The organism is Aquibium oceanicum (assembly GCF_001889605.1).
Lineage (GTDB): Bacteria > Pseudomonadota > Alphaproteobacteria > Rhizobiales > Rhizobiaceae > Aquibium > Aquibium oceanicum.
The window spans coordinates 2,768,122-2,793,268 of the sequence record NZ_CP018171.1 but is presented as its reverse complement, the minus strand read 5'-3'; the positions used below and the strand labels follow the sequence as shown (position 1 = coordinate 2,793,268).

20 protein-coding genes are annotated in these 25,147 nt (G+C 65.5%); 7 read left to right on the top strand and 13 right to left on the bottom strand.

Annotation, left to right across the window (positions count from 1 at the left end; all coding sequences use genetic code 11):
• Window positions 1-34: 34 nt before the first annotated feature.
• The 3 genes from BSQ44_RS13650 (at window position 35) to BSQ44_RS13640 (ending at window position 4,593) form a co-directional block, all read left to right on the top strand.
• Window positions 35-841 (top strand): DUF72 domain-containing protein, encoded by an 807-nt coding sequence (locus BSQ44_RS13650; RefSeq protein WP_072605044.1) that lies wholly within the window; start codon window positions 35-37, stop codon window positions 839-841.
• A 108-nt stretch (window positions 842-949) separates the two neighbouring features.
• On the top strand, window positions 950-3,274 hold the full coding sequence (locus BSQ44_RS13645) for an NADP-dependent malic enzyme (RefSeq protein ID WP_072605042.1): 2,325 nt from the start codon (window positions 950-952) through the stop codon (window positions 3,272-3,274).
• 83 nt (window positions 3,275-3,357) lie between these two features.
• Window positions 3,358-4,593, top strand: coding sequence for a DUF2865 domain-containing protein (locus BSQ44_RS13640; RefSeq protein WP_072605040.1), 1,236 nt, complete (start codon window positions 3,358-3,360; stop codon window positions 4,591-4,593).
• On the opposite strand, the gene gltX is transcribed toward BSQ44_RS13640, so the two are convergent.
• Both gltX and BSQ44_RS13630 read right to left on the bottom strand, forming a co-directional pair.
• On the bottom strand, window positions 4,511-5,884 hold the full coding sequence (gltX, locus tag BSQ44_RS13635; protein WP_072605037.1) for a glutamate--tRNA ligase: 1,374 nt from the start codon (window positions 5,882-5,884) through the stop codon (window positions 4,511-4,513). The two genes, BSQ44_RS13640 and gltX, sit on opposite strands and share 83 nt — an antisense overlap.
• Window positions 5,881-7,125: an MFS transporter gene (locus BSQ44_RS13630; RefSeq protein ID WP_072608053.1), complete on the bottom strand. Its 1,245-nt coding sequence runs from the start codon at window positions 7,123-7,125 to the stop codon at window positions 5,881-5,883. The genes gltX and BSQ44_RS13630 overlap by 4 nt, the downstream gene beginning before the upstream one ends.
• A gap of 239 nt (window positions 7,126-7,364) precedes the next feature.
• Between BSQ44_RS13630 and rimO the strand changes: the two genes are divergently transcribed.
• On the top strand, window positions 7,365-8,678 hold the full coding sequence (gene rimO / locus BSQ44_RS13625) for a 30S ribosomal protein S12 methylthiotransferase RimO (RefSeq protein WP_072605034.1): 1,314 nt from the start codon (window positions 7,365-7,367) through the stop codon (window positions 8,676-8,678).
• A gap of 83 nt (window positions 8,679-8,761) precedes the next feature.
• A complete protein-coding gene (locus tag BSQ44_RS13620; protein WP_072605032.1) occupies window positions 8,762-9,883 on the top strand; it encodes an acyltransferase family protein in 1,122 nt (373 codons plus the stop codon).
• Between the two features lie 7 nt (window positions 9,884-9,890).
• On the opposite strand, the gene BSQ44_RS13615 is transcribed toward BSQ44_RS13620, so the two are convergent.
• From BSQ44_RS13615 to cpaB, 8 genes are all read right to left on the bottom strand, one after another.
• Window positions 9,891-10,367, bottom strand: a complete 477-nt coding sequence (locus BSQ44_RS13615) for a tetratricopeptide repeat protein (protein WP_072605030.1) — start codon at window positions 10,365-10,367, stop codon at window positions 9,891-9,893.
• Between the two features lie 119 nt (window positions 10,368-10,486).
• Entirely contained in the window at window positions 10,487-11,449 is a 963-nt protein-coding gene (locus BSQ44_RS13610; RefSeq protein WP_072605028.1) for a type II secretion system F family protein, read from the bottom strand.
• A 1-nt stretch (window position 11,450) separates the two neighbouring features.
• Window positions 11,451-12,416 (bottom strand): type II secretion system F family protein, encoded by a 966-nt coding sequence (locus BSQ44_RS13605; RefSeq protein ID WP_072605026.1) that lies wholly within the window; start codon window positions 12,414-12,416, stop codon window positions 11,451-11,453.
• A 3-nt stretch (window positions 12,417-12,419) separates the two neighbouring features.
• A complete protein-coding gene (locus BSQ44_RS13600; RefSeq protein ID WP_072605024.1) occupies window positions 12,420-13,847 on the bottom strand; it encodes a CpaF family protein in 1,428 nt (475 codons plus the stop codon).
• Between the two features lie 21 nt (window positions 13,848-13,868).
• The gene (locus BSQ44_RS13595) at window positions 13,869-15,080 is read right to left on the bottom strand and encodes a CpaE/TadZ family protein (protein WP_072605022.1); all 1,212 of its coding nucleotides are present in this window, start codon (window positions 15,078-15,080) and stop codon (window positions 13,869-13,871) included.
• Window positions 15,081-15,089: 9 nt separating this feature from the next.
• Window positions 15,090-15,356 (bottom strand): hypothetical protein, encoded by a 267-nt coding sequence (locus BSQ44_RS13590; RefSeq protein WP_235633236.1) that lies wholly within the window; start codon window positions 15,354-15,356, stop codon window positions 15,090-15,092.
• Between the two features lie 10 nt (window positions 15,357-15,366).
• The gene (locus tag BSQ44_RS13585) at window positions 15,367-16,767 is read right to left on the bottom strand and encodes a type II and III secretion system protein family protein (RefSeq protein ID WP_378216570.1); all 1,401 of its coding nucleotides are present in this window, start codon (window positions 16,765-16,767) and stop codon (window positions 15,367-15,369) included.
• Between the two features lie 78 nt (window positions 16,768-16,845).
• Window positions 16,846-17,739: a Flp pilus assembly protein CpaB gene (gene cpaB, locus BSQ44_RS13580; RefSeq protein ID WP_072605018.1), complete on the bottom strand. Its 894-nt coding sequence runs from the start codon at window positions 17,737-17,739 to the stop codon at window positions 16,846-16,848.
• Window positions 17,740-17,999: 260 nt separating this feature from the next.
• Here cpaB and parE point away from each other — a divergent pair, with 260 nt between their 5' ends.
• The gene (parE, locus tag BSQ44_RS13575; RefSeq protein WP_072605016.1) at window positions 18,000-20,066 is read left to right on the top strand and encodes a DNA topoisomerase IV subunit B; all 2,067 of its coding nucleotides are present in this window, start codon (window positions 18,000-18,002) and stop codon (window positions 20,064-20,066) included.
• Between the two features lie 40 nt (window positions 20,067-20,106).
• Here the strand turns inward: parE and ilvN are convergent, their stop codons facing one another.
• Genes ilvN through BSQ44_RS13560 form a run of 3 tightly spaced genes read right to left on the bottom strand, consistent with a single transcriptional unit; the run spans window position 20,107 to window position 22,724 of the window.
• Complete coding sequence (gene ilvN, locus BSQ44_RS13570; RefSeq protein WP_072605014.1) at window positions 20,107-20,679, bottom strand: acetolactate synthase small subunit; 573 nt, start codon at window positions 20,677-20,679, stop codon at window positions 20,107-20,109.
• Window positions 20,676-20,933, bottom strand: coding sequence for a hypothetical protein (locus tag BSQ44_RS13565; protein WP_072605011.1), 258 nt, complete (start codon window positions 20,931-20,933; stop codon window positions 20,676-20,678). Before BSQ44_RS13565 ends, ilvN begins: the two co-directional genes overlap by 4 nt.
• Window positions 20,934-20,936: 3 nt before the next feature.
• Complete coding sequence (locus BSQ44_RS13560; protein ID WP_072605009.1) at window positions 20,937-22,724, bottom strand: acetolactate synthase 3 large subunit; 1,788 nt, start codon at window positions 22,722-22,724, stop codon at window positions 20,937-20,939.
• 369 nt (window positions 22,725-23,093) lie between these two features.
• Between BSQ44_RS13560 and BSQ44_RS13555 the strand changes: the two genes are divergently transcribed.
• Complete coding sequence (locus BSQ44_RS13555; RefSeq protein WP_072605007.1) at window positions 23,094-24,932, top strand: ATP-binding protein; 1,839 nt, start codon at window positions 23,094-23,096, stop codon at window positions 24,930-24,932.
• Window positions 24,933-25,147: the final 215 nt, after the last annotated feature.

Genomic DNA, 25,147 nt, shown 5'->3' with positions numbered 1-25,147 from the left:
CCATCCCAGACGGACGCAAACCCGGAGAACGACGATGACCAGATCAGGCACGATCCGCTGCGGCATCGGCGGCTGGACCTTCGAGCCGTGGGAGGGCACGTTCTATCCCGACGACCTACCGAAGAAGCGCCAGCTCGAATACGCCTCGCAGCGGCTGAGGACGATCGAGGTGAACGGCACCTACTATCGCGGCCAGACGCCGGAGACCTTCGCCAAATGGGCCGCCGAGAGCCCGGACGGCTTCGTCTTCGCGGTGAAGGGCAACCGCTTCGTCACCAACAAGAAGGTCTTGGCTGACGCCGGCCCCTCGATGGAAAAGTTTTTCGCGCAGGGCATCGAGGAACTGGGCGACAAGCTCGGCCCGATCGTCTGGCAGTTCGCCAACACGAAGAAATTCGAGCCCGAAGATTTCGAGGGCTTCTTGAAGCTGCTGCCGGACAAGCACGCCGGCCTGAGGCTGCGCCACGTGCTCGAGGTGCGCCACCCGACCTTCATCGACCCCGCCTTCCCTCCGCTCGCGCGCAAATACGGCGCGGCGATCTGCTACGCCCACCACCACGACTATCCCGAGATCGCCGACGTGACGGCGAATTTCGTCTATGCGCGGCTGCAGAAGGGCGAGGACGACGTGCCCACCGCCTATGCGCCGACCGAGCTCGACGCCTGGGCTTCGCGTGCGAAGACCTGGGCGGAAGGCGGCGTTCCGGACGACCTGCCGCTCGCCGACCCGGATGCGAAGGTCGAGAAGAAGCCGCGCGACGTCTTCATCTACATCATCCACGAGGGCAAGATCCGCGCGCCGCAAGGGGCGATGGCGCTGCAGGAGCGCGTCGGAGGCTAAGAACTTCCCAGGCGTTCGCCGAAATGGTTTGACCGTCACCATGTCGAAATCGCCGCCGGGCATGCTAGACCGGTCCGGTATCGAGCCAGGAACGCGGAACAGACCTACATGACCCAGCACGACGCCCCCGCCCCTTCCGACTTCGACGAGGCGGCGCTGTTCTTCCACCGCTACCCCTCGCCGGGCAAGCTGGAGATCCAGGCGACCAAGCCGCTCGGCAACCAGCGCGACCTGGCGCTCGCCTATTCGCCGGGCGTCGCAGCGCCCTGTCTCGCCATCCGCGACGATCCGGCAACCGCCGCCGACTACACGGCGCGCGCCAATCTCGTCGGTGTGGTGTCGAACGGTTCGGCCGTGCTCGGTCTCGGCAACATCGGGCCGCTCGCCTCCAAGCCTGTCATGGAAGGCAAGGCGGTTCTGTTCAAGAAGTTCGCCGGCATCGACGTCTTCGACATCGAGATCGACGCACCGGAGATCGACCGCATGGTCTCCACAATCGCGGCGCTCGAGCCGACCTTCGGCGGCATCAACCTCGAGGACATCAAGGCGCCGGAATGCTTCGAGGTCGAGGAGCAGCTAAAGGCGCGGATGAACATCCCGGTGTTCCACGACGACCAGCACGGTACGGCGATCATCGTGGCGGCGGCGGTGCTCAACGGGCTGGAACTCGCCGGCAAGGCGATCGAGACGGTCAAGATCGTCACCTCGGGCGCCGGCGCGGCAGCACTCGCCTGCCTCAACCTCCTCGTCTCGCTCGGTGCGAAGCGAGAAAACATCTGGGTCACCGACCGCTACGGCGTCGCCTGGCGCGGCCGGGCCGAGGAGATGGACCGCTGGAAGGACGCCTACGTCAAGGAGACGGACGCGCGCACGCTCGCCGACGTCATCGGCGGGGCGGACATCTTCCTGGGGCTTTCGGCGGCCGGCGTGCTGAAGCCGGAACTGCTCGCGGGCATGGCGGAAAAACCCCTGATCCTGGCGCTCGCCAACCCTGTCCCTGAGATCATGCCGGAGGTTGCGCGGGCGGCGCGGCCGGACGCGATGATCTGCACCGGCCGGTCGGACTTCCCCAACCAGGTCAACAACGTTCTCTGCTTCCCCTACATCTTCCGCGGCGCGCTCGACGTCGGCGCGACCGCCATCAACGAGGAGATGAAGATGGCGGCCGTTCGGGCGATCGCCGCACTCGCTCGCGAGGAGCCTTCCGACGTCGCCGCACGCGCCTATGCTACGGAGACGCCGGTCTTCGGGCCGGATTTCCTGATCCCCTCGCCCTTCGACCCGCGTCTCATCCTGCGCATCGCCCCGGCGGTCGCGCGAGCCGCCTGCGACACCGGCGTCGCGGTGCGGCCGATCACCGACATGGATGCCTATCTCGATCGCCTGAACCGCTTCGTGTTCCGTTCGGGCCTGGTCATGAAGCCGGTGTTCTCGACCGCGCGCACGGCAGCGGCCAACCGGGTGATCTATGCCGACGGCGAGGACGAGCGCGTGCTGCGCGCCGCTCAGGTGGTGCTGGAGGAAGGCATCGCGCGGCCGATCCTGATCGGGCGTCCCGACGTCATCGACACGCGGCTCAGGCGCTATGCGCTGAAGATCCGGCCGGGCACGGATTTCGACCTGATCGATCCCGAGGACGATCCGCGCTACCGCGACTATGTCGACCTTCTCATCAGGCTCGGCGGGCGGCGCGGCGTCACGCAGGAGGCGGCGCGCACGCTGGTGCGAACCAACACGACCGTGATCGCGGCGCTGGCCATGGTGCGCGGCGAGGCGGATGCGATGATCTGCGGCCTGGAAGGACGCTTCGAGCGACACCTGCGCAACGTCGACCTGATCATCGGCCGCAAGCCTGGCGTGCGCGATCTTTCGGCGCTCTCGATGCTGATCATGCAGCGCGGCGTCACCTTCTTCACCGATACCTATGTCACTGTGGATCCCTCGGCGGAGGAACTGGCGGAGATGACCATCCTCGCCGCAGAGGAAATCCGCCGTTTCGGCATCGAGCCCAAGGCCGCCCTGCTATCGTTCTCCAACTTCGGCTCGCGCGACACGGCGAGCACGCTCAAGATGCGCACCGCCGCGGCACTGATCGCCGAACGCGATCCCGACCTCGAAGCGGATGGCGAGATGCACGCCGATTCGGCGCTCTCGGAGGCGCTGCGCAATCGCGTCTTTCCGCATTCCAAGCTCAAGGGCGAGGCGAACCTGCTGGTCTTTCCGAACCTCGACGCCGCCAATATCGCGCTCAATACCGCCAAGGCCATGACGGATGCGCTTCATGTCGGGCCGATCCTGCTCGGCACGGCGCGCCCGGCGCACATCCTCACACCTTCGGTCACCTCGCGCGGCATCGTCAACATGACCGCGCTTTCCGTGGTGGAAGCCTCGCAGGCCGCTTTGCAGACAGCGTCTGCGCGGGAGACATCCTAAAGAGACGGTTAACTTCGATCGCCTATCCTCCCGCTCGCGCGAAATGCGCCCGGAAACGAAGGCCCAGCCGGCAGAGGATTTCGATGAGGAAGCGGTGGAGTATCCGTCTGCGCGCTGCCCTTGTGGCATTCGCGGCGGCGTGCGCCGTCTTTTCCCTGATCGGTCAGGCAGTTGCCCAGACTCGTGTCTGCCGCGACCTCGAAGCCCAGCTTGCGAATTTCTCTGCCGGCGGCGGTTCGCCCCGGCAGGCACGTCAGTACGAGCGCGCGATCGAGCAGCAGCGCGCGCAGATCGCCAAGGCCGAGGCCCAGAGCCGCCGGGCCAATTGCGGCGGCGGTTTCTTCTCGCGCGGCGATCCGGCCCGTGTCTGCCAGTCGCTTTCGAACACGCTGGACCGGATGCAGGCCAACCTCGCCTCCCTGGAGCGCAAGCACCGGCAACTGGGCGGCGGCGGCTCGCGGGCCGAACGGGCCAACATCCTCGCCGCGATCGACCGGAACGGCTGCCGCGAGCGTCAGGCCAGCGCCCGCGAAAGGCAGATGGACGGCGGCAGGGGCGGCGGAAATCTGTTCGACCAGTTGTTCAAGGCTCGCGCCGCGCAGGATCGCAGCGAAAACGAATCCCGGCGATTCCCACTGGAAGACGAAGGCCGCCGGCGCATCGTCGTCCGTCGCGGCAATCTGATCGAGGTTCAACCGCGCGTTTCGGGCACCTTCCGGACGCTCTGCGTACGCACCTGCGACGGCTACTTCTTCCCGGTTGCCTATTCGTCTCATGCCGACGATCTCGACCGGGATGCGGCCGCGTGTTCGGCGATGTGCCCCGGCACCGAGGTCGAGCTCTACATGCATCGAACGCCAGGTGAAGAGACGAACCAGATGATCTCGATGAGCGGCGTGCCCTACACGGAGCTTCCGACCGCGTTCCGCTATCGGGAAGCGGGATACCAGCGGCCGCCCGGCTGCGGCTGCTCGGCGGCGACGCGCAGCTTCTCGATCATCGCAGGGGAAACGGCGCCACCGATGAGCATCGGACCCGTCCCGCTGCAGGAACCCGTCGTCCCCAGGCCTGCCGCCCGTCCCGATCCTGCCGCCGATCCCGAGACGCTCGCCAATCTTCAGGGCGGGCTCGATGCCGCGGCGATCCGCAAGCTCCTGGGCGGCGAAAATTCTGGCTCCGAGTTGACGGCCTCCGTCAGCGCGCCGACGACGCTGCCGCCGGTCGAGGAGCGCAGGATCAGGGTCGTCGGGCCATCGTTCCTTCCCGACCCAGAAGCGGCAATAGATCTGCGAGCTCCGGCCCCGAATCCCGTCCCGTGAGGGCCAGCCGGATCGGCATGAACAGCCCTTTGCCTTTGCGGCCGGTCTCTTCACGGATCCTGCCCACCCAGGCCTTGAACGTGCCGGCGTCCCACGGCTCTTCCGGAAGCAGGTCGAACGCCGTCCGGAGGAACTCCGTGTCCTCGTCGCTCAGTTCGGCGCCCGGCTCAGGCTTCACCGTGACGATGCGCCACCAGGGTTCGGCGTCCGGCAAGCGGTCGAGATTGCCGCGCACAGCCAGCCAGAAGGCCTCGGCTTTCTCGCCGAAGACGCCGTAGGCGAGCAGCCGGTCCCGCGCAGCCCCGAACGGCATTGCCTGCAGGAGCGTCCGGTTCAGGTTGACGAGATCGCCCGGCTCGAACTTCGCGGAGGAGCGCGACGTCGCGGCGGGATCGAATTTCTGCGCCAGTTCCGACAGCGAGCTCTCCGGCGTAACGTTCTCCGACGTTCCGGTCAGAACCGCCATGGAGGCGATCGCCATGGGCTCGATTCCGTCTTCGCGCAGGCCTTTGATCGAAAGCGAGCCCGTGCGCTTGGATAGCGCCTCGCCGCTCGACGTGGTCAGAAGGTTGTGGTGGCCGAACTCTGGCTCCTGCGAGCCGAGCGCCCGGAACAATGCGATCTGCACCCCCGTGTTGGTCACGTGGTCGTCGCCGCGGATGACGTGGGTGATACCGAAATCGATATCGTCGACGACGGAAGGCAGCGTGTAGAGATAGGAGCCATCCTCGCGGATCAGGACCGGATCGGACAGCGAGCCCAGATCGACCGTCTCCTGGCCGCGCACGACGTCGTTCCAGGAGATGTCGGTGCGGACCATTTCGAACGGGTCGCGCTTGTAGTTCGGCAAAAGGAAACGCCAGTGCGGCCTGCGCCCGTCCGCCTCAAGTTCGGCGCGCTCCTTGTCGGTATGGGCGAGCCCGTCGCGGCCGTAGATCGGCGGCAGCTTGCGCGACAGCCTGATCTTGCGCTTGAGCTCCAGTTCCTCCGGCGTCTCGTAGCAGGGGTAGAGCAGCCCGGCCTGCTTCAGTTTCTCGACCGCATTCTCGTAGGCCGTGACGCGTTTGGACTGGTACTCCATCATGTCCGGAAAGATGCCGAGCCAGTGCAGGTCGTAGACGATCTGGTCGGCGTATTCCTGCTTCGAGCGCGCCGCGTCGGTGTCGTCGAAGCGAAGCACGAAGCGGCCGCGGTGCTTTTCGGCGAACAGCCAGTTGAACAGCGCCGTTCGCGCGTTGCCGATGTGGATGTTGCCGGTCGGCGAGGGAGCGAAGCGGACGGTGACGGTCATGATCGCGAGGTATCCGAAGCCCGCGGCGCTGGCAAGGCGCGCGCCTTGATGCGTGCCGACACGTAGGTCATCAGCGCCACCATGGCGAGGCAGTAGACGCCCATGACCACGACCTGGCCCGGCAGCGGGAAGCCGAGGTCGATCAGGTAGCCGGTGAGGCCGGGACCCATGGCGGTGGCGAAGACGAGGATCGCCACCGTGATGGCGCGGATGGAGCCGAGGTGTTTCAGCCCGTAGATCTCCGGCCAGAGCGAGCCGAACAGCGTCGAGGAGAAGCCGTAAGAGATACCGAGCAGCCCCATGAAGACGTAGGCCGCCCATTGCGCGTCGAGCAGCCCGAGCGTCAGGCAGGAGAGCCCGAGCGGGACCAGGAAGCTCGGCAGCAGCGCCACCGAGGAGAACCGGTCGACGAGTTGTCCGGCGACCAGCGCGAAGGTGATCGTCATCGCCGCCATGAAGGTGAAGGAGGTGGCGAAGAACTCGAGCGACCAGCCGCGTAGCTCGACCAGATAGACCTGGTGGAAGAAGATCGTCGTGCCGATGAAGCCCGGCGCCATGACACCCATCAGGAGGAGGTAGAACAGCGGATCGCGCAGCACCTCGCCGCGCGTCCAGTCGCGTGCCTCGGTCTTGCGCGAAACCGGATCGGTGGCGCGTGGCGCCCGATCGACGGCGATCAGGCCGGCGATCGCCGGCAGCGCCACCAGCACCAGCACCGCCGCCGCGACGAGCCAGGAATTGCGCCAGCCGACAAGCCCGGCGACAAAGACGAAGAGCAGCGGAAAGACCGCCTCGCCGGCATTGTGGCCGAGCGTCGTCACCGAAACGGCCCGTCCGCGCTGGCCGGAGAACCAACGCGCCATGGCCGTGAAGGCGTTGTGCGTCATCATTCCCTGCCCGAACAGGCGCAGCATGTAGATGGTGACCACGAGCAGGATAAGGTTCTGCGAGAACGCCATCAGCACCGCAGCCAGCGCCAGCATCGGCATGATGAGGAAGGCCACTCGCCGGGCCGAATGGCGGTCGACGATCTGGCCGAGCCGCGGCAGCGTCAGCGCGCTGCCCAAGGTGGCGATCATGTAGATCAGGCCGAAATCGCCGTGCGAGAGGCCGTACTCCGTCCGGATGTTTCCAGCCGAGAGCGAGATGAAGAAGGTCTGGCCGAAGGAGGAAAAGAAGGTCATCAGGAAGCCGCCGGCGAGCCAGCGCGCATTGTCGCGAAGGAAAAGGAAGAAGGACATCCGGCCGATCGACAACCCTTAAGCGATCCGGCGCGGTGCGGGCGGATCGCGCCCGCGATGCCGGATCGGTTCGCTTCTAGTGGCTATCCGGATGGAAGGACAACCGCGAACCCGCCCTGGACCAACGCTATGACAAGCCGCACCGTCGCATGGCTGCGTCGCGTCAGGGCAGATGACGCAGGCGCGCCAAGTGTGCTATGGGCGCGACAACTCCCTTACATCATGTCGAAAGCCGTCCCATGAACGCTCCGCGCGTCTCCTTCGTCAGTCTCGGTTGCCCCAAGGCGCTGGTCGATTCCGAACGCATCCTCACCCGCCTGCGCGCCGAGGGCTACGAGATCGCCCGCAAGCACGATGGTGCCGACCTCGTGGTCGTCAACACCTGCGGCTTCCTGGATTCCGCGCGCGACGAGTCGCTCGCCGCCATCGGCGAGGCGATGTCGGAGAACGGCAAGGTGATCGTCACCGGCTGCATGGGCGCGACGCCGGAGCTGATCCGCGAGAAACACCCCAACGTGCTGGCGATCACCGGGCCGCAGGCCTACGAGAGCGTGATGGCCGCCGTGCACGAAGCGGCGCCGCCGGCGCACGAGCCCTTCGTGGACCTGATCCCGCCGCAGGGCGTCAGGCTGACCCCGCGCCACTACGCCTATCTGAAGATTTCGGAGGGCTGCAACAACCGCTGTTCCTTCTGCATCATCCCGGCGCTGCGTGGCGACCTCGCCTCGCGGCCCGCCGCCGACGTGCTGCGCGAGGCCGAAAGGCTAGTGAACGCGGGGGTGAAGGAACTGCTGGTGATCTCGCAGGATACGAGCGCCTACGGCGTCGACGTCAAATACGCGACCAGCCTTTGGCACGACCGCGAGGTGCGGGCGAAGTTCCTCGACCTGTCGAACGAACTCGGCTCGCTCGGTGTCTGGGTGCGCATGCATTACGTCTACCCCTACCCGCATGTCGATGAGGTCATCCCGCTGATGGCCGAGCGCAAGATCCTGCCCTATCTCGATATCCCCTTCCAGCACGCCTCGCCGCAAGTGCTGAAGAACATGCGCCGACCGGCGCACCAGGAAAAGACGCTCGAGCGCATCGCCCGCTGGCGCGAGATCTGCCCCGACCTCGCGCTTCGCTCCACCTTCATCGTCGGTTTCCCTGGCGAGACGGAGGAGGATTTCGAGATGCTGCTCGACTGGCTGGACGAGGCGAAGATCGACCGCGCGGGGTGCTTCAAGTACGAGCCGGTCGGCGGTGCGCGGTCCGAGGAGTTGGGGCTGCCCGAGGTGCCGGAGGAGATCAAGGAAACGCGCTGGAACCGCTTCATGGCCCGACAGCAGAAGATCTCGGCCAACCTCCTGAAGAAGAAGGTCGGCAAGCGCCTGCCCGTGATCATCGACGAGGCGAACGGCACGGCTGCCAAGGGCCGCAGCCGCTACGATGCCCCGGAGATCGACGGCGCCGTACACGTCCAGTCGCGGAGGCCGCTGCGCGTCGGCGACATCGTGACGGTGAAGATCGACGAGGCCGACGCCTATGACCTCTACGGCCAGGCCGCCTGAGGCCGGTTAATGGTTAATTAAGGAAGTTCCCCGAGCGGCAACCGAAAGCGCTATTTTCCGGGCCTGAAAGACAGGAGCCCCGAATGGCCGCATCCGCATCCGACAGCAGACGGACCGCAGCGAAAAGCGACCGCTTCGCCACGCTCGATCTCCTGCGCCTCGTCGCGGCCTTGGCGGTGATCGGCTTCCATTATCTCTATCGCGGCGCTGCGGGCGACTCCTACCTCGACACCGCCTATCCCGAGGCGGCGCCGGTCGCGATCTACGGCTACCTCGGGGTCCACCTGTTCTTTCTCATCAGTGGCTTCGTCATCGCCTGGTCGGCGGACGGGCGCGACTGGCAGTCCTTTGCCATCGCCCGCTTCGCACGCATCTATCCCGGCTTCCTCGCCTGCATGGCGATCACCTTCGCGGTGCTGTGGGTCGTCGCCGATCCGCGCCTGCCGGCGAGCCCGGAGCAATTCGCGGCCAACCTGATAATCCTGTCGCCGGCGCTTGGGCAACCCTTCATGGACGGCGTCTACTGGTCGATCGTGCTCGAGCTCGTCTTCTACGGCTGGGTCGCGCTTGCGCTGGTCCTCGGGGTCTTCGACCGCTGGAAGATCGCGCTTGTCGCCGGCTGGCTGGCGCTTTCGGTGCTCAACGAGTTCTTCGTCGGCAGCGGCGCGATGCGCATGCTCTTCATCACCGAATACGCGCCGTGGTTCGCGAGTGGCATCCTGCTCCAGCACGTCTGGAAGCACGGCCGATCCGCCGAGACGCTGCTGCTTCTGGCCGCGAGCTTCCTGCTCTCGTGCAACATGCTGCTTCCGGGGCGGGAATGGATGCTGGTGCACTACGGCGAAGCCATCGCGCTGCCGAACCTGCTGGCCGCCAACGTCGCGCTCTTCGCGGTTGCGATCCTCGCCATCCGGTTCCACAGAACAGTGCCCGCGACACCCATGGTGCTGGCGCTCGGCGGGATGACATACCCGCTCTACCTACTGCACCAGCACATCGGCTACGCAGCCATCAATGCGGTTGCACCGGACCTCGGGCGCTGGCCGGCCGTGGCTCTCGTCACAATGGGGATGCTGGCGCTCTCGTGGGCGGTCTGGCGGTTCGTGGAGACACCCGCGCGGCCGGCGCTCGTCGCCATGCTCGCGACGGCGAGCACAAGGGCGCGCCGTGCATTCGCCCGCGGCACCCGTGCCACGGCGCACTGAAGGGACGTCAGGCCTTGTCGAGCAGCGCCAGGTTGGCCTCGATCACGACATCGCCGGGCAGCGAGCGGCGTGCCTCCTCGAGCAGCGCCCGCGCCTTGGCGGGGTTGCCGCGCAGATAGTGCGAATAGCCCATGTTGGAAACGACGCGCGGCTGGCGCCCCGCCAGCTTGACCAGCTGGTCATAGGCGCGGTCGGCAAAGTCGAACCGGCCGAGTTGGTCGTATGAGGCGGCAAGACCAAGCCAGGCTTCGGCGTTGTCGGCGCGCAACTCCACCGCCTTGCGGAAGTGCTTCTCGGCCAACCCGTAGTTCGCCTCGCGGAAATTGAGCTTGCCGGCCGCGAGATCCTTCTGGCTGACGTCGCCGTACCCGGCGATTGCCGTCGTCTGCGTCGTGTCGATCCCACCGGTCGTGTTGCTGCAGCCCGTCAGCGCCAGAACGGTCAGCGCGATGGCGGCAACGATGTGCCTGGAATGAGTGGTCATGGCCCCTGCCCCCGAATGCACGTCCTCGATTCCGGACCATAACAGGCGCGCGTTAAACCCCGGTTTGGCGACTGCGCGGATTTTGCGGGAACAAGATCACGAGCCGTTAACCAGACGGCTCACTCGATGCCGACCGAGTACTTCACGATCACGGGGATGATTGCGATCAGGATGACGACGGGGAGGATGCACACCGTCACGGGGACGGACATCTTGGCCGGCAGCGCATGTGCTTTCTCCTCGGCGACGGACATGCGCTTGTTGCGCATGTCGTCCGAAAAGACGCGCAGCGCGCCCGACAGGCTGGTACCGAGTTCCCGCGACTGCTGCAGGAGCGTGGCGAAGGAACGGACTTCCTCCAGGCAGAGCCGGTCCCCGAGCGATTTCAGTGCATCGTCCATGCCGCGCCCGGCCCGAAGCTCGATCGAGACGAGCTGGAGGTTCTGCCCGAGCGAGGGATAGGTGACCGAGATTTCGCGCGCCACACGTTCGATGCCGGCTTCCATGCTCATGCCGGCGTCGCAGCACACGATCATCAAATCCATGAAGTCGGGGAAACCGTTGCGATACTCCGCCATGCGCGCCGATACGATGCGCGACAGCACCAGCCCCGGGAGGAAGTAGCCGAAGATCGCCAGCGCGCCGATAGTCCCCCAGCGCTCCAGGGGCGACGAACCGAAGCCGAGAATGTTCACAAGGACGAAGCCGGCGACGGCACCCGCCAAAAGGCCGCCGAAACGGCACAGGAAGAAGTTGCCGACGGCGCTCGGATCCATGTAGCCCGCCTGGATCAGCTTCAGGCGGATGCGCGCGACGCTTTTCGGATCGCTCTTGGCGTAGAATTCCTGCGCGGTCTTCACCGCCTTGTCCTGAACCGCGCTCTTGCGGCCGCGGCGCTCGGTCCGGCTTGCGCCGTCCTCCTCTGCCAGCCCTTCAACGCGCAGCCGCCGTTTGACGTCGCTCTTGGCGCTGTCGCCGGCGAGCATGGGCCAGGCGAGCGCGCCTCCGCCCAACAGGAGCAACGCTAGCGCGGCGATGGCCGTCGGTCCTATTCCCGAGAAGGATGCGAGGTGCTCCAGCATGTCAGAACCGGAAGGACGCCATCTTGAACATCATGAAATTGCCGAGGAACAGCCAGAAGCCGGTCGCCCCCAGCAGATACCAGGTAAGCGGCTCGCCGATCACCGCGCCGTACATGTCTGGCACCAGGATGAGCATGGCGAGCGCGAGCAACATGGGAACCGCCGTCAGGATGTAGGCCGACATGCGGCCTTCGGTGGAAATCGACTTTACCTTGCGCCGCAGCTTGCCGCGCTCGCGGATCACGGTCGCCAGCCCATCGAGGATCTCGCGCAGGTTGCCGCCCGTCGTGGCCTGGATCGAGACGGCGGTGACGAACAGCGGAAGGTCTTCGTGTCCGACCCGCTGGAACATGTTGTTGAGCGCCGTCACAAGGTCGGAACCATACGTCACTTCGTCGGCGATTAGACCGAACTCCGTCCCGATGGGATCCGGCATCTCGCGCGCCACCATGGCGATTGCCACCGGCACGGGATGTCCGGCCTTAAGGCTTCGGGTGATCAATTCCAGCGCCTCCGGAAGCTGGATGCCGAAGCGCTTGTGCCGCTTCTTGCGCAGGAAGCGCAGCACCAGGAAGGGCAGCGCCAGCGTCAGCGGCGGGAGCGCGAGAAGGCCGAAGCGCATCGAAAGCCCCATGGCGATGGCACCGAGGACGAGCGCGAATGCCACGCCGGACGTCGCCATCAGGAACTTCGCCAGCGGCATCACCAGCCCTGATTGCGTGCGCAGATCGCGAAGGCGGGCAAGCGAGAAGACCGAACGGGAGGTGCCGACGCCGCGCTCCTTGCGCAGCTGGATCAGCACCTGTTCCTGGCTGAGCTGGGACTGCTGCAGCTTCATGCGGCGGTTGATCGTGCTGCGCCGGTCGCTGCGGCCGGCAAAGAGCAGGTACGCGGCCTCGGCGATCAGGATGCCGCAGATCGCGGCCGCGGCGTAGACCAGGTGTACGGTGGTGAACTCCTCGACCACGGTCTACTCCTGCGGCCGACCCGGCTCGAAATACTTGCCGGGGAACTCGATGCCCATCGCCTTCAGGTCGTCGAGGAAACGCGGCCGGATGCCAGTCGCCTCGAAATGGCCGACGATCTTGCCGTCATTCTCGGTGGCTGTACGCACGAAGCGGAAGATTTCCTGCATCTGGATAACGTCGCCTTCCATACCCGTCACTTCGGCGACGCTCGTCACCTTGCGCTTGCCGTCGGAAAGGCGGGTGAGCTGGACGATGATGTCGAGCGCGCTGGCGATCTGGCTGCGGATCGAGGAGACGGTCATCGGCATGCCGGTCATGCCGAGCATCTGTTCGAGGCGGCCGATGGCGTCGCGCGGCGTGTTGGCATGGATCGTGGCCATCGAGCCTTCGTGGCCCGTGTTCATCGCCTGGAGCATGTCGAACGCTTCCTCGCCGCGGCACTCGCCCAGGATGACGCGGTCGGGGCGCATGCGCAGCGCGTTCTTGACGAGGTCGCGCTGCCTGATCTCGCCATTGCCCTCGATGTTGGGCGGACGCGTTTCCATGCGCGCGACGTGCGGCTGCTGGAGCTGCAGCTCCGCCGCGTCCTCGATGGTGATGAGGCGCTCGTCCTCGGGGATGAAGGCCGACAGGGCGTTGAGCATCGTCGTCTTGCCGGTGCCCGTGCCACCGGAGATGATCGTCGTCTTGCGGGCATGCACCGCCGCCGCGAGTACCTCCGCCATCGGCTGCGTGATCGCGCCGAACTCGACCAGCTTGTGCAGCCCGAGCTTGTTCTTGGAGAATTTCCGGATCGACACCAGCGGCCCGTCGACGCCGACCGGGCGGATGGCGGCATTGAAGCGCGACCCGTCGAGCATGCGCGCGTCGACCATGGGCGAGGATTCGTCGACCCGCCGTCCGACCGCCGCGACGATCTTTCCGATGATGCGCAGGAGGTGCGCCTCGTCCTTGAACGGAACGTGGATTTGCTGAAGCTTTCCATGCCTTTCGACGAAGCAGTTCTCATGGCCGTTGATCAGGATGTCGTTGATCGACGGATCCTTCAACAGCGGCTCCAGCGGCCCGAGGCCGACCATTTCGTCGACGATGTCGTCCACGAGATCGTCCAGCTCGGCGACGTTGATCGCCATGCGCTCCTCGCGCGTCTTCTCGGAAACGAAGTCGTGCACCTGGCGGCGCATCTCGTCGCGCGGCAGCTTCTCCAGCGCCACGAGGTTGATCTCCTCGATGAGCATGCGGTGGATACGGCCGCGCGCCTCCATGACCCGGTTCGAGGTCTTCGGCTGCGCGGCGGCCGCGTCGGGTTTGGGCTCCGGTTTGCGGGTGGTCGGGATGACGACCGGCTTCGACCGCTCGGCAACCGGCGTTTCCGGCCTGGTTTCGGTCGCGATCGTGCGGTTCTGCAGTGCTGAAAATCGGCTCGACATGATCTGCGTCGTTTCCTGTCCCTACCCGGCCTTCTTCAGGAAGCCCGGCCGGTAGCCGAACAGCGACCGGGACCTGGTCGCCACCGCTTTCGCTTCGTCCGGCAGGATGATGCGCTTCAGGTCCTTGACCACGTTCGCCTCCGGATCGATCTCGTGCAGCGGAACGCCGCGGTCGACGGCCTCGCGTACGAGCTTGTAATTGTTCGATATTCCGCCGACGAAGTGCTCTCCCAGCAGCTCCTCCACGTCGGACTGCTTGACACCGTTCTCGAAGCGGCGCTGCTCGAAGCGGTTCACGATGACGCCGGGATGCACTTCCCTGCCCACCGTCTGGTGAAAAGCCTGGATCAGCCGCTGCGTCTGGCGCAGGCACGGCACCGTCATCTCCGTGACGATGTAGAGCTTGTTGGAGCCGAGCAGCACGGCTTCCGTCCACGGAAACCAGGTGCGCGGCATGTCGATCACGACGTTGTCGAAATAGGCCGACACGAGATCGAGCATGCGCACCACGATCTCGGTGTCGAAGGTGCGCATCTCGGTGGGGCTCGTCGGCGCGGCCAGCACGCAGAGGCCGCTGGCGTGCTTGGAAAGCATCACGTCGAGAAGCTGGCGGTCGAGCCGCTCGGGCTGGCTTTCGACTTCCGAGATATCGAAGCGCGGCTCGAGGTCGAGATACTCTGCGCACGCGCCCTGCTGGAGATTGAGGTCGACCACGCAGGTGGAAGCACCGTGCAGGACAGAGTTGTGCAGCTGAAACGCCGTTTGGAGGGCGAGTGTGGTGTTGCCGACCCCGCCCGCGGCAGGGACGAAGGTGTGGATCTGCGCCTCGGGATTTTCCTCCCGGCCTGGTCCATGCAGCGCGCGGATGCCGGAACGGACTAGATCGGCGGTCGTCACCGGCTTGACGAGGAAATCGGCGACCTTGAGCTGGACCAGCATGCGGGCCGCCGCGGCATTGAAGCTGGCGGTTACCACCACCACCGGCGTCCGACCTTCCAGCTTCCGGATCAGCCGCTGGAGGGCCTCGATGTCGCCGATTTGCGACGCGTCGATATCGACGATGATCGCTCCGGCTTCAGCCTGCTGAACCTCGCCGCGCAACTCGGCGACGGGCTTCTCGATGACGACCAGTTCGATCGCCTCGGACGTCGCGAAGGCGACGCGGGTTTCCTTGACGAACTCGCGGTCGGTCGAAATCAGCGCAATGCGCTTCTTCTGTGCTTCGGCACTCATCGGCTGCTCCTAGTCATCGGTGCCCGCATCGGCCACGGCGGCGTCGTCCTTCGAGGTCGACGTGGTCAACAGAGTGCGGTCGGCCGGTACTGTGAGGTCCGCGTCCTCGACTCCGGGCTGCCAGGGATCCACCATCTGCATCACCGTGTTCGCCGCGATGGCATCGCCGGCACCGCGAGTCACGCCGTCGACCCGCATGTAGTCGGACGAGGTGCAAGCCGGCAGCGCCGCGAGTGCGACGAGGCCCGCCACGAGTTTCATGCGTCCGAAGGACATCTGGGGCTCCTCAGTTCAGGTCCAGGAAATGGCCCGGTCCGCCTTCCCTGGCGATTGCCAAGCCCTGCCGCGCCGCCGTCTGCACCCGCAGGGCTTCCGCGACACGGCCCTCGTCCTGGTTTCCGAGAAAGTAGTCGACGCTGCTGGCCGGCGGCACCTGATCGATCGGGGTGACGGGCTTCCTGGACGGGTCGATCGGCTGTACGAGATACGGTGTGATTATGATGACGAGATCGGTTTCGCGACGCTGGTAGGCCTTCGACGAGAACAGGTTGCCCAGCACCGGAAGCTTCGACAGACCCGGGACGTTCTGGGTGGTGATGTCGTTCTGCGTCTGCAGCAGGCCGGCGATCATGAAGCTCTGGCCACTCTTGAGGTCGACCGAGGTCTGCGCGCGACGCACGATGAAGCCCGGGATGGCGATGTCGCCGACCTTGTAGGAGGAAGAAGGATCGACAGACGAGACCTCCGGTTCGATGTCGAGGCTGATCAGGCCTTCGCTCAGGACCTTCGGCGTGAAGTCGAGGCTGACGCCGAACTTCTTGTACTCGACGGTGATCTTGTTCTCGTCCTGGGCGACCGGGATGGGAAACTCGCCGCCGGCGAGGAAGCTCGCCTTCTCACCAGATCTTGCGATCAGGTTCGGTTCCGCCAGACGCCGGGCGACGCCCTTGTCCTCCAGCGCGGTGATCGCGAGATCGATCGTGAGACCACCTGTCGTCAGCGCGCCGATGATCCTGGCCGCGGGCGTGTTCGATGAGGCCTTCGGGCTGCTGTTGAAACTGATGCCGCCATTGCCGTCGGTGTAGGCGACACCGAGCGCGGCGCCCAGTTCCTGCCCGACCTGGCGGTTGATTTCGACGAAGCGGACGTTGAGCTGGACCTGCTGCGACGAGGAGACGTCGACCGAGTTGATGATCTCCTCCCCGTCCGAGAACCGCGTGGCGATGCGGTTGGCCTTTTCGGCGGCAACCGCGTCCTCGGCCGATCCCGACAGGACGAGCCGGCCGTTTGCCGATTCCACCTTGATGTCGGCGCCCGGGACGGCATCGCGGATCGTCGCTGCGAGCTTGCCCGTATCGAGTGTGACCTCGATGTCCACAGTACCCACGAGTTGCTTGTTCTCGTCGAACAGGGCGATGCCGGTGGTGCCGAGCTTGTTGCCGAGTACGTAGAAGGACCTGTCGGTGAGCGGACTGACGTTGGCGATCTCGGGATCGCCGATGACGATCTCGTAGAAGGGCGTCGCCGTCTTCATCGTCTGCGGCTTGCCGCGCGCGACCTTGATCGACGCCGGTCGGGCGGAGGAGACGTGGATCACCTCGCCGTTCGCGAAGGCCGGCGATCCGCCCGAGCCGGTCCATGCCATGGCGCATGCGGCGACGAAGATCGCGCGCGCCACCCTACCCAGGCCTGATGTTCTCCCGATGGTCTGCATGTCTGTCTTGCCCCAGCCTGCGTGCAGGCCCCCACTGCTTACCTAGTGTGCCTACCTGTTGTCCGGCACCTGGTACGACTGTCCCTCTTCGGTTCCCCGCGTGACGATCACGGTCTTGAATTTCGGTTCGTCGCCGCCGCTGGCCACGGCCGCAACCGCGTTCGCCGCTCTGGCCATTTCCTCGCCCACCGAGCCGCCGAACGCCGAAATGGTCATCAGGCCCGCCTTCGACACCTTCGCCTCGCCCGCCGAACGGAGCGACAGCGACAGCGATCCGATGGTGCGCGCCAGCGCGATCTTCTGGGCTCCCTCGGCGTTCACCTCGACGGTCACGGAATTCACGACCTTCGGATTGACGTCCCTCGTGTCGGCGCCCTGCCCGACCGTCAGCACCTTGACGTTCTCCAGCACCACCTCGCTGGTGACGGTCGATCCGGAGGCTTCCTTCGCCGCGCGCTCGACCTCCATGATGCGTCCCGCGTCGCGCGTCAGCATGATGTCGATGCGGTCGCCCGGCGTGATGAAGCCGCCGACGCCGGCGACCTCGTCGGTCTTGATGGTGACGGCGCGCATCCCCGGCGACAGAAGGTTGGAGAGCGTGGCGCGCCCATCCGGCCCCGAGAGCTTTGACAGCAGCACCGGTTCGTTGACCTCGACGGGCGACAGCACGACACGCTCGCCCTCGGCGAGGAGCGCGTCGATCCCGGCGAAGGCCCCTGCCGGCAGGGATTCCTGTGGCCAGGCGATCTCGGAAAGCATCTCGCGCGCAACCGGCGTGCCGTAGCGCAGCGGCTGGTTGGCGACGACGATCTTCCCGAATGCGACCGCTGGGCCGGCGGGAACCTCCACGGTCACTTCCGCCGTCCGCGCATTGGCAGCGCTCTTGATCCAGAAGTCGGCCGCGAAGATCGAAATCGCGCCAAAAACGGCCGCGATCCCGATCATGGTAACAATCCTGCTTCTCACGCTTGCCCCTGAGTAGCCTGTTTCGATCGGTAGCCTTCGACATTGCGGGTGGAATCCTCAACAAATGCCAATCGGGGCGCAGGCCGCTCGCACCGATCGCGCACCGTGGTTATCGCCAGGTTAGGAATTTCGTTCGATTTCGTTGGGACAATGGGCCGAACGGAACAGGAACCGATATCGCCCGGCCGTCCTTCCGTGGCACTATTGAATGTGATTCGCTGACCGGATATCTGCACCGCATGGATGACAGCAACAACGATCTCTTCGCAGCGCTCGACCGGGCGCCGCCGCAGGAAAAGGCATCCGCGGAGCGACCTGCATCGGCGCCGAGGAAACAGGCCGCGCGGCCGCAACCGGCGGCGAAGGACGCCAGCGACGCCTACAGCGCCGCCGACATCGAGGTTCTGGAAGGGCTGGAGCCCGTCCGGCGCCGGCCGGGCATGTATATCGGCGGCACCGACGACAAGGCGCTGCACCACCTCTTCGCAGAGGTGATCGACAACTCCATGGACGAGGCCGTGGCCGGCCATGCCACCTTCATCGAGGTCGAACTCGGCGCCGACGGCTACCTGACCGTCACCGACAATGGCCGCGGCATTCCCGTCGACCCGCACCCCAAATTCAAGGACAAGTCGGCGCTAGAGGTCATCATGACCACGCTGCATGCCGGCGGCAAGTTCGATTCCAAGGTCTACGAGACCTCGGGCGGCCTGCACGGCGTCGGCGTCTCGGTGGTCAACGCGCTGTCCGACGACCTCGAGGTGGAGGTCGCACGCGGGCGAAAACTCTATCGGCAGCGCTTCTCGCGCGGCGTTCCGCAAGGCCCGCTCGAAATGCTCGGCGACGTGCAGAACCGGCGCGGCACGCGCACTCGCTTCCATCCCGACGAGCAGATCTTCGGCAAGGGTGCGAAGTTCGAGCCGGCGCGGCTCTGCCGCATGGCGCGCTCCAAGGCTTACCTGTTCGGCGGCGTCGAGATCCGGTGGTCCTGCGCGACTGAACTCATTACCGGCAAGGACGAGACGCCTGCCAAGGCGGTATTCCACTTCCCCGGCGGACTGAAGGATTATCTTGCCGCCTCGCTCGGCGATGACTTTCAGGTCACCCGCGAAATCTTCGCCGGCAAGAGCGACAAACAATCCGGCCACGGCTCGGTCGAATGGGCCGTCACCTGGTTTGGCGGCGACGGCTTCGTCAATTCCTACTGCAACACCATTCCGACGCCCGAGGGCGGTACGCACGAGGCCGGCTTCCGTGGCGTGCTGACGCGCGGCCTGCGTGCCCACGCGGAACTGACCGGCAACAAGCGCGGCTCGATCATCACCTCGGAGGACGTGATGATCTCGGCCGCCAGCATGCTGTCGGTGTTCATCCGCGAGCCGGAATTCGTCGGCCAGACCAAGGACCGGCTGGCGACGCTGGAAGCCCAGCGCATCGTAGAGACCGCCGTGCGCGACCAGTTCGACCACTGGCTGGCGGACAATCCGCAGGAAGCGTCAAAGCTGCTGGAATGGGTCATCGCGCGCGCCGACGACCGGGTGCGCCGCCGCCAGGAGAAGGAAGTCTCGCGCAAGAGCGCCGTGCGAAAGCTGCGGTTGCCCGGCAAGCTGGCCGACTGCTCGCAGAATGCCGCGGCCGGGGCGGAGATCTTCATCGTCGAGGGCGACTCGGCCGGCGGCTCTGCCAAGCAGGCGCGCGACCGCGCCAGCCAGGCGATCCTGCCGCTGCGTGGCAAGATCCTGAACGTCGCATCGGCCGGCAGCGAAAAACTCGCAGGCAACCAGCAGATCTCGGACCTGATCCAGGCGCTCGGCTGTGGCACCCGCTCGAAGTACCGGGACGAGGATTTGCGCTACGACCGCGTGATCATCATGACCGATGCGGACGTGGACGGTGCCCACATCGCCTCGCTGCTCATCACCTTCTTCTATCAGGAGATGCCGGACCTGATCCGCGGCGGCCATCTCTACATGGCGGTGCCGCCGCTCTACCGCATCAGCCAGGGCGGCAAGGTCGCCTACGCGCGTGACGATGCTCACAAGGACGAATTGCTGGCCAACGAGTTCACCGGCAAGGGCAAGATCGAGATCGGCCGCTTCAAGGGTCTCGGCGAGATGATGGCTTCCCAGCTCAAGGAGACCACTATGGACAAGAAGAAGCGCATGCTTCTGAGGGTCGAGGTGCTGGACGACGCGGCGGCGACGAAGTCGATGGTGGATGCGCTCATGGGCACCAAGCCGGAAGCGCGCTTCCGCTTCATCCAGGAGCGGGCGGAATTCGCGCATACGGAAGAGCTGGATATCTGAGCGGGCGGGTTAGCCGCAGATCGGCCGCCGCCCCCTTCCCTCACATACCCTCGGGTCCGCGGTTCATCGCCGCCACGCCCGTGCGGCACACCTCGACGAGCCCCAGCGGCTTCATGATCGCGATGAACTGCTCGATCTTGGAGACGCGGCCGGTGATCTCGAAGATGAAATGCTCGGTGTTGGCGTCGATCACCTGGGCGCGGAAGGCGTCGGCCAGCCGCAGCGCCTCGACGCGGTCATCCCCAGTTCCCGAAACCTTCACCATGGCCAGTTCGCGTTCCAGCGGACGGTCCTGACCACGCTCCTGCGCCACGACGGAGAGATCGACCACCCGGTGCACCGGCACGATGCGCTCCAGCTGATGCCTGATCTGCTCCAGCACGTGCGGCGTGCCGCGCGTGACGATGGTGATGCGCGAGAGATGTTTTTCGTGCTCGGTTTCCGACACGGTCAGGCTATCGATGTTGTAGCCTCGTCCCGAAAACAGACCGATGACGCGCGCGAGCACGCCGGGCTCATTGTCGACGAGGACGGAGAGCGTATGGGTTACCGGCTTCTCGGTCTCGCTGGCGATGAAGTAGGCGGAGCCGGTGGGCTGAAGCTGGGCGTTCATTTCGGGGTATTCCTCAAGTTTGCAAGCGCTTCGTCTGGTGTGCCGCCGACCGCGATCCAGAGCGGTGGATCTACCCAGAATGTTGCCGCCTCTACATCCGACCCAGATGGCCCGTCATCCGATTCTAGGCAGAAGCCGATGCGCGTCTCTTTCCCATCCAGTCCGTCAGTCGCGCTTGCTACCGCCAGCCAGCGTCCACCGGAATAGACGCCGGTATAGCGATCCTCGAAAATGGCAATCGGAAAGGTTTCCATCGGCTACACAAGTTCCCTGCCCTTGGCATCGATGGCGTTCGCCACCACTTCGTCCGTCGCCTCGTCGGGCAGGAGCATCTCGTTATGCGCCTTGCCCGACGGTATCATCGGGAAGCAGTTGGCGAGCGTCGCCACCCGGCAGTCGAAGAGCACCGGTTTCCTCACCTCGATCATCTCGGCGATGGCGTCGTCGAGGTCGCCCGGCTTCTCGCAGCGGATGCCGTGGCCGCCATAGGCTTCGGCGAGCTTGACGAAGTCGGGCATCGCCTCGGTGTAGGAATGCGACAGCCGGTTGCCGTGCAGCAGCTGCTGCCACTGGCGCACCATGCCCATGTACTGGTTGTTGAGGATGAAGATCTTGATCGGCGCGTCGAACTGGATGGCCGCGCTCATCTCTTGGATCGTCATCTGCACCGAGGCGTCACCCGCGATATCGATGACGAGCGCGTCGGGATGGGCGATCTGCACGCCGAGGGCGGCCGGTAGGCCATAGCCCATCGTGCCGAGCCCGCCCGACGTCATCCAGCGGTTCGGCTTCTCGAAGCCGTAGTGCTGGGCAGCCCACATCTGGTGCTGCCCGACCTCGGTGGTGATGTAGGTATCGCGGTCCTTGGTCGCCTCGTAGAGCCGCTGGATGGCGTATTGCGGCATGATGACATCGTCGTTCGGGCGATAAGCGAGGCAATCGCGCGCGCGCCAGCGTTCGATCTGCTCGAACCACGGATGCAGCCCGCTCTTGTCCTGTCGCACGGTCGCCCGCCACAGGCGAACCATGTCCTCCAGCACGCGGCCGACATCGCCGATGATCGGCACGTCGGCGCGCACGTTCTTGTTGATCGACGACGGATCGATGTCGATGTGGATCTTCTTCGAATTCGGCGAGAAGGCGTTGATGCGGCCCGTGATGCGGTCGTCGAAGCGCGCACCGAGGCACAGCATCACGTCGCAGTCGTGCATGGCCATGTTGGCCTCGTAGGTGCCGTGCATGCCGAGCATGCCGAGCCACTTCCTGCCGCTCGCCGGATAGGCGCCGAGGCCCATCAGCGTGGACGTGATCGGGAAGCCGGTCAGGTCGACCAGTTCGCGCAGGAGGTGGCTGGCTTCGGGTCCCGAATTGATGACGCCGCCGCCCGAATAGATCACCGGCTTCTTCGCCGTCGCCATCAGCGCCACCGCGGCCTTGATCGCTTCGAGGTCCCCCTGAACCTTTGGCTGGTAGGAGGTGCGAGGCGCGGTCTGGGGCGGCGTATAGATGCCCCTGGCGAACTGGACGTCCTTCGGCACGTCGACGACGACCGGACCGGGGCGCCCCGTGGTGGCGATGTGGAAGGCCTCATGCAGGATGCCGGCCAGCTGGTTGACGTCCTTCACCAGCCAGTTGTGCTTGGTGCATGGCCGCGTGATGCCGACGGTGTCGCATTCCTGGAAAGCGTCCGAGCCGATAAGCGAGGTCGGAACCTGCCCGGTGATGCAGACCAGCGGGATGGAATCCATCAGCGCATCCTGCAGCGGCGTCACGGCGTTGGTGGCGCCCGGACCCGAGGTGACGAGCATCACGCCGGCCTTGCCGGTAGAGCGGGCATAACCTTCGGCAGCGTGGCCGGCGCCCTGCTCGTGGCGCACGAGGATATGCTGGACCTCTTCCTGCTGGAACAGCTCGTCATAGATCGGAAGTACCGCGCCGCCGGGGTAGCCGAAGATGTGCTTGACGCCGTTGTCGATGAGCGCCTGCACGACCATCTCGGCTCCCGTCATCTCGCGCCTGCCGGTGTCGCTGTGAGCCTTGTTCATCGTCCTGTTCCCGTTGCTGTCCGCCTGCCGAGGCGTTTGAAGCCGTGTAGTTCCGTTTCGAGCAATAAAAAAGGCCCCCGGAGGAGCCTGTCTGTCGCGCATGGGGTGCTGTCGCCCGGCGGTTACACCGCCTTGCCCATGCGCGCGCCTACTACGAGAATGATCCCTGTCGTCATGGGCGCGGACACTACGGCGCAATGGTTCGGCCGTCAACGCAGAAAATGCGGCTCGGCCATAGCGCGGAAGACGGACCTTCCGTCAATCGCACCGCGTGCGTTTACCGGCCGTGAACCATCCACTCTCACGCGTCCTTAACTCCGCCAGGTTAGTCTTGACTTTAAAACGAACGAAAAGACGGGGACGCGATCGATGTATGCCGAGGACGGAGCGCGCGGCGAAGCGACGGCCCAGGACCGCCGTGATCCCAGGCAGCCCGATGCGCGCATGCTCGGCCGCGTCATCAACTGCGATGGCGCGCGCGCCAGCATCGCCTCCTACGCCGACGCCGCCGAAGGCGCGCCGACGAACCTGTGGAACATCGGAAAGCTCATTTCGGTCAATACCGGCCATTCACGCCTCGTCGGCCTGGTTTCCTCGATCGAGATGCCGTCGGGCATCTGGCTCGAGGATTCCCACAACCCCATCAAGGTGCATCTGGAACTGATCGGCGAGGTCCGCGACGAGGAAGGCACCAGGAAGCCGATCTTCGACCGGGGCATCACGACCTATCCCAACATCGGCGCGATCGCCCACCAGATCCGCGTGCGTGATCTGGAAGCCGTCTACCAGCTCGCGGGGCGCAAGTCCGTGTCCATCGGCTGCCTGTCGCAGAATTCCAACATCAGCGCGCGGATATCGGTCGATTCGATGCTGAACCGCCATTTCGCGATCGTCGGCACGACCGGCGTCGGAAAGTCGACCGCGGTCTCGCTTCTCCTGCACAAGGCGATCGAGGAGCGGCCGGACCTGCGCATCCTGATCCTCGATCCGCACAACGAGTTCTACGTGGCGTTCAAGTCGAAGGCGGCGCGCCTCGACCAAACGACGCTCGACCTGCCGTTCTGGCTGTTCAGCCTAGAGGAACTCACCGAGGTTCTTTTCAGGGGGCGCGACAACGTGGTGGAGGAGATCGACATCCTGCGCGACCTCATCCCCGTCGCCAAGGTGAACTACCGCAACCCCGGCGGCGCTCTGCGGCTGCGCCGCTCGTCGGACATGGGGTCGATCACAGCCGACACGCCCATTCCCTATCGCATGTCGGACGTCCTGCGGCTGATCGAAGAGCGAATGGGAATGCTGGAATCGAAGGCCGAGCGCCCGGCGCTGAAAGCGCTGAAGGGACGCATCGAGAGCGTGGTCAACGATGCCGCCTTCCGTTTCATGTTCGGTTCGCACATCGTCGAGGACAACATTCACGAAGCGATCGGCAAGATCTTCCGCGTGCCGCACAACGGCAAGCCGGTGATGTGTTTCCAGCTCGCCGGCATGCCTTCCGAGGTCGTCAATTCCGTCTGCTCGGTTCTGGCGCGGCTCGCATTCGATCTCGCACAAGGCAGCCAGGGCAAGCTGAAGCTCCTGGTGGTCTGCGAGGAAGCGCACCGCTACATGCCGTCCGACCACAGGCTGGGGTTCGCGCCGACGCGGCACGCGCTCGCGCGCATCGCCAAGGAGGGGCGAAAGTACGGCTGCTATCTCGGCGTCGTCACGCAGCGACCGGGCGAACTGGACCCGACGATCCTTTCGCAGTGTTCCACGGTCTTCGCGATGCGTCTGGCCAACGACCGTGACCAGGATATCATCCGTTCGGCAATCGCGGATTCCTCCGCGTCCACGCTGGCCTTCCTGTCGTCGATGGGCCAGCGGGAGGCGATTGCCTTCGGCGAGGCGGTAGCGACGCCGATGCGCCTCAAGTTCGAGGAACTCGAGCAATCGCTGATCCCTGGTGCCCACGCGGACGCCAGCATCGGAGAGGCCTCGCGGGACGAAGAGGTGGACCTCGCCGCCATCATCGACAGCATGCGCCGCATCGAGCGGCCCGCGCTGGGCGCGGATCCGGAAAGCGACCCTTCCTTCTTCGGAGAGCAGAGCCCGCTACTCAAGCGCCCGGTGGCCGATTTCGAGATGTCGCGGGCGCAGCGCCCCGAAACACCCGAAAGGCGCCCGCTTCGCCGCTTCGGTGACGGCGCCTTCCGGCAGAACAACGACTGATCCCATTCGCCCAGCCTACAGGCGAACCTACCGCTGCTCTTGCCTGGGACCATCGATCGGTACCCTCGCCAGCAGGCCAATTTCCGGCCGGCGGGCGACCATGGCGTCCGGAGCATGTCCAAGCCGCGCTGCGAAATTTCGGATTCGCTCGCCCTGCACTAGGGGTGTCTATCTCTTGCGGATGTCGTTTTGCCCGAACCGGCTACCGGCCCCGG

Coding starts and splice junctions, on each gene's coding strand:
- BSQ44_RS13640 (WP_072605040.1), top strand. CDS start 3,358: ATGAGGAAGCGGTGGAGTATCCGTCTGCGCGCTGCCCTTGTGGCATTC.
- BSQ44_RS13650 (WP_072605044.1), top strand. CDS start 35: ATGACCAGATCAGGCACGATCCGCTGCGGCATCGGCGGCTGGACCTTC.
- BSQ44_RS13645 (WP_072605042.1), top strand. CDS start 950: ATGACCCAGCACGACGCCCCCGCCCCTTCCGACTTCGACGAGGCGGCG.
- BSQ44_RS13615 (WP_072605030.1), bottom strand. CDS start 10,367: ATGACCACTCATTCCAGGCACATCGTTGCCGCCATCGCGCTGACCGTT.
- BSQ44_RS13590 (WP_235633236.1), bottom strand. CDS start 15,356: ATGTCCTTCGGACGCATGAAACTCGTGGCGGGCCTCGTCGCACTCGCG.
- BSQ44_RS13565 (WP_072605011.1), bottom strand. CDS start 20,933: ATGGAAACCTTTCCGATTGCCATTTTCGAGGATCGCTATACCGGCGTC.
- BSQ44_RS13630 (WP_072608053.1), bottom strand. CDS start 7,125: ATGTCCTTCTTCCTTTTCCTTCGCGACAATGCGCGCTGGCTCGCCGGC.
- cpaB (WP_072605018.1), bottom strand. CDS start 17,739: ATGATCGGGATCGCGGCCGTTTTTGGCGCGATTTCGATCTTCGCGGCC.
- BSQ44_RS13620 (WP_072605032.1), top strand. CDS start 8,762: ATGGCCGCATCCGCATCCGACAGCAGACGGACCGCAGCGAAAAGCGAC.
- parE (WP_072605016.1), top strand. CDS start 18,000: ATGGATGACAGCAACAACGATCTCTTCGCAGCGCTCGACCGGGCGCCG.
- BSQ44_RS13595 (WP_072605022.1), bottom strand. CDS start 15,080: ATGAGTGCCGAAGCACAGAAGAAGCGCATTGCGCTGATTTCGACCGAC.
- BSQ44_RS13610 (WP_072605028.1), bottom strand. CDS start 11,449: ATGCTGGAGCACCTCGCATCCTTCTCGGGAATAGGACCGACGGCCATC.
- ilvN (WP_072605014.1), bottom strand. CDS start 20,679: ATGAACGCCCAGCTTCAGCCCACCGGCTCCGCCTACTTCATCGCCAGC.
- rimO (WP_072605034.1), top strand. CDS start 7,365: ATGAACGCTCCGCGCGTCTCCTTCGTCAGTCTCGGTTGCCCCAAGGCG.
- BSQ44_RS13560 (WP_072605009.1), bottom strand. CDS start 22,724: ATGAACAAGGCTCACAGCGACACCGGCAGGCGCGAGATGACGGGAGCC.
- BSQ44_RS13555 (WP_072605007.1), top strand. CDS start 23,094: ATGTATGCCGAGGACGGAGCGCGCGGCGAAGCGACGGCCCAGGACCGC.
- BSQ44_RS13600 (WP_072605024.1), bottom strand. CDS start 13,847: ATGTCGAGCCGATTTTCAGCACTGCAGAACCGCACGATCGCGACCGAA.
- gltX (WP_072605037.1), bottom strand. CDS start 5,884: ATGACCGTCACCGTCCGCTTCGCTCCCTCGCCGACCGGCAACATCCAC.